The 3,147-nt window shown below is 65.8% G+C and carries 4 protein-coding genes; all 4 read right to left on the reverse strand.

Going from position 1 to position 3,147, the window contains the following annotated elements:
* Nucleotides 1-53: 53 nt before the first annotated feature.
* The 4 genes from L0977_RS25230 to tnpA all read right to left on the reverse strand — a co-directional run bounded on the left by L0977_RS25230 (nucleotide 54) and on the right by tnpA (nucleotide 3,068).
* Complete coding sequence (locus tag L0977_RS25230) at nucleotides 54-545, reverse strand: hypothetical protein (protein WP_009520310.1); 492 nt, start codon at nucleotides 543-545, stop codon at nucleotides 54-56.
* Nucleotides 542-2,233, reverse strand: a complete 1,692-nt coding sequence (gene tnpC, locus L0977_RS25235; protein ID WP_234267675.1) for an IS66 family transposase — start codon at nucleotides 2,231-2,233, stop codon at nucleotides 542-544. Before tnpC ends, L0977_RS25230 begins: the two co-directional genes overlap by 4 nt.
* Nucleotides 2,234-2,328: 95 nt before the next feature.
* Complete coding sequence (tnpB, locus tag L0977_RS25240; RefSeq protein ID WP_009520737.1) at nucleotides 2,329-2,670, reverse strand: IS66 family insertion sequence element accessory protein TnpB; 342 nt, start codon at nucleotides 2,668-2,670, stop codon at nucleotides 2,329-2,331.
* Complete coding sequence (tnpA, locus tag L0977_RS25245; protein WP_158515827.1) at nucleotides 2,667-3,068, reverse strand: IS66-like element accessory protein TnpA; 402 nt, start codon at nucleotides 3,066-3,068, stop codon at nucleotides 2,667-2,669. Before tnpA ends, tnpB begins: the two co-directional genes overlap by 4 nt.
* Nucleotides 3,069-3,147 lie beyond the last annotated feature (79 nt).

Here is a 3,147-nt window from a genome sequence, read left to right on the forward strand (position 1 = left end):
GTGAGCGTCCAGTCAACCCATCTTGACCGGCCGCAAGCGGCTCATTTGGACTGCTACTTTGCACCGATGTAGGCCACGCACTCCACGAGGTTGAGGCAGGCCAGCAGCAGGTACTTCTCGGCGTCGGTTCGCACGCGCAGCAGGTCGTGCTGGCCAAGATGGCCGTATGCGAACGCCAGGAGATAGCGCTCGGGGTGGTCGACGCAAAACTTCGTGATCATCTGCTCGACGAGATCTGGCGGCACGCCCTCGGAGAACTTCAACGTCGCTGTCAGCCGCTTCAAGCAGGTTTCCTGGACGTCTTCAGAGATCGTTGGCAAGGCGTGCCCGCAGTGCTTCATGGCCTGGAAGGCGACGAGCAGGACGTGGATCGGCTCCTCAAGCAGTTGCATGTCGACCCCGTAGCGAGGCAACACGAGGATGGAGGCCAGCAGATTCGGCTGCTGGACGTAGATTTCGTCAGTCAGCTGAACCTTCTGTTGCGCGCTCATGCGGTTGACGTCGATGTTCGCCTGGACCATAACGTCCTGCGTGAGCAAGGTCATGGTGCCGCGTCGGATGCCGCTTGCCATCTGTGCGGCAGCAAGTCCTCGATCTGGCTGCTGCGCTGCGTCGGCAGGCGTGCCAGCACGTCGCGCAGGTATGCCCATGGATCGTGTCCATTGAGCCGCGCCGACTGCACCAGGCTCATCACCATGGCCGTGCGTTGGCCAGCGAGTTCGCTGCCGGCGAACAACCATGCCCGGCGCCCCATTGCCCAAGGCTTGATCTGCCGCTCCAGGTGGTTGTTGTCGATCGCGACTGCGCCGTCCTCGAGGTAGTGCGTCAGCGCGGTCCAGTGGCCGAGCGTGTAGTCGATGGCGCCCGCCACGGAGCTGCCGCCCGCGACCAGCCGTCGTTCGATCTCGAGCCATTGTTTGAGCTTGGCCCACAGCGGCTTGGCGAGTTGCTGCCGCTGCGACATGCGCTCGCCGTCGCTCATGCCCTTGAGTTCGGCCTCGAGCGCATAGATCCGCGCATAGCGACGGATCGCCTCGTCGCCGATCGGGCTCGTTCCGGTGCGAGTCAGCTCCTCGAACTTGCGGCGTGCATGCGCGACACAAGCCGCGCTGATGCGATCAGTATGGATGCGCGGGTCGAGCACGCTGTCGTAGCCTGCGTAGCGGTCCGTCAGCAGCGTTCCGGACCAGCGCCCTCGGCCCCGTCGCACATCGCCCGCGAGGAAGGCCTTCGGGTACTGCGCGCCACGGCCCAGGCAGAACTCATAGACCACGCCGGGCACGGGGTCGTGCCAGCTCCTCGCGTAGGCCCAGACGTAGGCCTTGCGCGTCTTGCCGGCACCGGGATCGAGCAGCGCCACGGGGGTCTCGTCGGCATGCAGAACCCGGCAAGCGAGGACGAAGGCCTTGTGCACCTCGTAGAGTGGCTCCAGCGCCGCGCCCGCCTGGCCTGCCCAGGCCGCCAGCGTGGAACGCGGTGTGTGCACGCCGCTGCGGGCGTTGATCGCCTCTTGCCGGTAGTACGGCAGGTGGTCAACGCAGCGGCTGATGAGCGTGTGCGCGATGAGGCCGCTCGCGGCCATGCCGCCCTCGATCAGTTCCGGGTTGGACGGCGCCTGCTTGAGGATCTGGCAGCAGCGGCAGGCCCACTTGCCGTAGATGTGGCGATGGACGAAGAACTCGGCCGGCACGATATCCAGCCGCTCGCTCACCTCCTCGCCGATGCGTGTCATCGGGCGACCGCAGTTAGACGCGGGGCAGTTGGTGCTCTCGGGCTCATGACGGTGTTCGACGCGACGCAGGTGTTCAGGCAATTGCTGACGGCGTGGTCGCTGCGGCGCGGCCTTCGGCTTGGCGTCGACAGTGGTCTCAGCGGCTTCGCGTCGCAGTTGTTCCAGTTGCGCACGCAGGCTCGCCTCGTCCTCGGCGATCGTCTCCTCGAACAGGCGTCGCTGGTCGGTGTTCATCGCTTCGGAGCTGGCGCCGAACTTCCAGCGCTTCAGGCGAGCCAACTCGAAGGTGATCTTCTCGATCTTGGCATCGCGCCAGGCGATGTCGCGGTCCTTGCGCTGCAGGAGATTCCTGGCTTGGTCCAGCTCGCGGTCGCGATCGACAAGAGCCTGCTCACGCAGGGCGAGTTGCTGTTCGGCATGCTGCCAACGGGCAACCCAGGCCGCCGCTTCGGGCGGGAGTGTCTGCAGGTTGAGCGGGGGAAGATCGTGCGTGCCGAGCATGACGGCATGGTGCCAGGACGCCGTATGCAGCGCATCGGAACAAGTACGAATTGCGTCGACGCTGGCGCGGTCAAGTGCCAGCGTCGATGTTGCTGTCAGGCCCGCGTGATGGTGCTCAATTCGGGCAACCGCTCCCACGGCAGGCCGAGGACCAGCGCGTCAAACTGCGCGTTGGTGAGCGACAGAGATATGGGCGATGTCGTGGTGGCCGGTACCCACGCGAAGCGGCCCGCGTTGAGCCTGCGTGCCGCGCACCAGACGCCGAAGCCGTCGTGCACGAGGAGCTTGATGCGGGTGCCGCGGGCGTTGGCGAACAGGTAGCCGTGGTGGGCCTGCGCTGCACCGAAGACTTGCACAACGCGCGCCAGCAGGCGGTCGGCGCCGGCGCGCATGTCGATGGGGTCGGCGGCCAGCCACATCGCGTCGATGCGGATCATCGAAGCAGCTCGCGCATCCAGACCGCGCAGTCGCTGGCGGCACCTGCCGGCCAGGTCACCGTGACCGTCGTCGGTCCACGTCGCAGCTCGATGCGAATGTCTGGGACCTGAGCCGGTGGCGTCGATGGCGGCAAGCTGACCGGTACGAAGACGGTCTTGGGCTCTCGCGCTGCGGCTCCAACCACGACGTCTGCGCGCACGACATCGCCTCTTGGCTTCATCTCGGCCTCGTGCACCCAGCGCCGCAGAAGATTGGCGTTGATGCCGTGAGCCATTGCCACTGCGGCCATCGACATGCCAGGCTGCGCACAGGCCGTCACCGCACCGGCCTTGAACGCATCGCTGTGCACGCGCCGCCGCTGTCGCGGACCTGCTTGTTGATCGGGGATAGTGTTCACGAGTCCACCAAGAGTTGAAGTGGACTCGAGGCTCCTATGAACCGCCTCGGCTTTCAAGATGGGCTGACTGGACGCTCAC

Origin of the sequence: Hydrogenophaga sp. NFH-34 (genome assembly GCF_021401345.1) — a bacterium.
Classification (GTDB): Bacteria; Pseudomonadota; Gammaproteobacteria; order Burkholderiales; family Burkholderiaceae_C; genus Hydrogenophaga; species Hydrogenophaga electricum.

Excerpts from the sequence above, each read along its gene's own strand:
- tnpB (WP_009520737.1), bottom strand. The coding sequence starts at position 2,670 with ATGATCCGCATCGACGCGATGTGGCTGGCCGCCGACCCCATCGACATG.
- L0977_RS25230 (WP_009520310.1), bottom strand. The coding sequence starts at position 545 with ATGACCTTGCTCACGCAGGACGTTATGGTCCAGGCGAACATCGACGTC.
- tnpC (WP_234267675.1), bottom strand. The coding sequence starts at position 2,233 with ATGCTCGGCACGCACGATCTTCCCCCGCTCAACCTGCAGACACTCCCG.